This window comes from Leptospira alstonii serovar Sichuan str. 79601, assembly GCF_000347175.1.
Taxonomy (GTDB): Bacteria; Spirochaetota; Leptospiria; order Leptospirales; family Leptospiraceae; genus Leptospira; species Leptospira alstonii.
Genome location: NZ_ANIK01000110.1, coordinates 1 through 2,557, shown reverse-complemented (window position 1 = coordinate 2,557; position 2,557 = coordinate 1). Strand labels below are relative to the sequence as shown.

Below are 2,557 nucleotides of genomic sequence, written 5' to 3'. Positions count from 1 at the left end.
CCTAACGAAATAGGCTTCTCGACGTTTGCGGTCCTGGAGCGCGCTAAACGCGCGGAAGGATTGGCACGAAGGCTTGAGTGAGCCTTAGCGAACGATCACAAGCCGAGTGACAAAGCAAATGTGCCGAAGGCCAAGCAAGGGTTGCGGAGCAATCCCGAAGCGCCGCGAGAAGCCGCAGTTAGGCGAAGTTCGCCCAATCAAAAGCAAACTGCACTTTCGAATAAACGGGTCGAGCGCGTGATCGTTTCTTTATTTACAATGACACTTTCGTAGAAAGCAAAACCCGTTTTTAAAGTCCAGAAGACCAAACTGAAAGATTTAAAAGCTCAGTCTGATCATTACTTCTTCAACTGGATAAAGAAACAAAGCAAGATCGCATCCCCATCCCAAGAAAACGCGCTCGACCCGCCCACACTAAGCCATGGGCGAATGTCGCCTAACGTTGGAAGCTTTCCGACGTCGCGGACCCGAAAGCGGCTCTAAAAGCCGCGAAGGGGCGCGAACGTATCTTACTTAAATTTCTTCTAACACTCAAAAGGTCAAGTGAGCGAGCGATGTGTCGAAGACCGAAGTGAGGGTTTGCGATAGCAAAACCCGAACGAAGCGGAAAGCGGGAGTTAAGCGATGTTCGCCCTCAAAATCAAATTGCAATGGCTCCATTAATTGCGAGGCAAAAGCGCAAGTAATACAAATCCTGATTCTCTAAAATGTTTGTATTGAAGGAAAACTTAACATTGACTTTCGGAAGAAACAAACTCTGAAAAGTTTTCAATATCGACTGAGTCAATGAACTTTTTTTAAATTACGATCTACGAAAAGACAAAGCCGTCCCAGCGCTTTTGCCTACGCGCTTCCCTTTGCAGGATGCACTCAGGCGAATGTCGCTTAACTCTAAATAGCCGAATGTCGTATAAACGCCCAAAATAGCCAAATCTACGAAGGTCGTCAAGTCCGGAGCGAGCATGCCATCAATCTTTCGACTTTAATGACCAGAGATCGAGAGGGCTGGCAACTTGAGTAAGGCGAACTTGACTGACCTGAGTGTAAATTTCAGTCGTCCGGACGCTCTTATGACCGAGCAGAAACTGAATATGTTTGATATTCGTTCCTGCTTCTAACAAATGAGTCGCGAAAGCGTGACGAAGGCTGTGAATGCTAACTTGTTTTTTGATTCCGACCTTTTCTTTAGCAAACTCGAAAATTCTCTCCGCAGAACGAACGTGCAGATGTTTCGAAGGATCCTGACCGGGAAAAACCCACTCTTCATAAGGAAAGGAAACGCGAAAGTCTTTCCAAAGAACGTAACAAGTTTGAGATAACATGGTGAAACGATCTTTCTTACCCTTCCCTTGTCTGACTTTGAGAATTTTTCTTTTTTCATCGATGTCTTCCGGACGAAGTCTGACGAGTTCGCTCACTCTCAAACCGCTTGCATAACAGAACGAAAGAAGAAGTTTGTGTTTCGGATTATGCGTTGCTTCTAAAATATTAGAAACTTCGAATGTGGAAAGAATGTCGGGAAGTCTGCGTTCCGGTTTCGGCCTCGGCAAATCCCGAAACCAAGGTTTACCGAGATAAGTGCCGAAAAAAGAATTCAAAGCCTGAATCCGCGCCGTAACGGTTGCGGGACTCAGCTTCTTTCCGAGAAACGAAAATTCCAAAAAAGAATGAACGTCCTTTTTCTGAACTTCCCTGGGTTCCTTCCCGATCCATCGTAAAAACGCGAGCGTGTTCACATAATAGGATTGGATCGTTTTCCGAGACAAGTTCCTCATCTTAAGATTTTTAATCCAATCGCGGAGAGCCAATTCTCCCTTGAGGGTTACTTTAGAATTCCTTAATCTTTGAAATTTCTCCAGAAGGTCGTCCGAAAAAAGAAGAACCCAATGTTTTTTTCCGGGATCCCATTTCACTTTGGGAATGTTTCGAACGAATACGTAAGCTTCGGGATCGTAAGCATGCCGAACGAAAAGAAATCTTCCCCTCTTTTCCAAAAAGAAATGCATGAAGAAAGAATTAAGATATGCTAATTAAATGTGGCCCTTCGGAGAATTTCGTGGGAAGAAACTACTTCATAAATGACGGTGAGAAGAGGTTGCAGATGAGTTTCGAGCAAATTTCGTCATTGCAAAATCATAACATAACCAATGAATAATATTCCTAATGAACGCAAACGAAAACTTAGAAAAACATTACTCTCTCCTTTTAGGAATCTCATCACCTTGGTCGGTTGAAACCGTAGAATTAAATATCGCAGCAAAGAAAGTAGATATCGAAGTCTCATACGATGAGCGGGAAGCTGTAGAGTGTCCGGATTGTGGTAAAAAATGTCCTCGGAAAGATCATACAGAAAAAAGAACCTGGCGCCATTTGGATACGATGCAATTCCAGACATTGATTCATGCTCGAATCCCACGCGCTCAATGTGAAGCTCACGGCGTAAGAAACGTAAAGTTGCCTTGGAGCGAACCGTATTCCCGGTTTACGTTGTTGTTTGTAAAATTCGCAATCGATGTAATCAAAGCCTGCGGGAATGTATCGGACGCGGCAGCGCTTT

At 44.3% G+C, this 2,557-nt stretch carries 2 protein-coding genes; one reads left to right on the top strand and one right to left on the bottom strand.

Translation table 11 applies throughout. From position 1 onward, the window contains the following. Nucleotides 1-968: 968 nt before the first annotated feature. Entirely contained in the window at nucleotides 969-2,006 is a 1,038-nt protein-coding gene (locus LEP1GSC194_RS18335; protein ID WP_020774994.1) for a tyrosine-type recombinase/integrase, read from the bottom strand. A gap of 157 nt (nucleotides 2,007-2,163) precedes the next feature. Here LEP1GSC194_RS18335 and LEP1GSC194_RS18330 point away from each other — a divergent pair. Then, nucleotides 2,164-2,557: transposase family protein (locus tag LEP1GSC194_RS18330; protein WP_036041868.1), on the top strand; the 394-nt coding region annotated here is incomplete at its 3' end.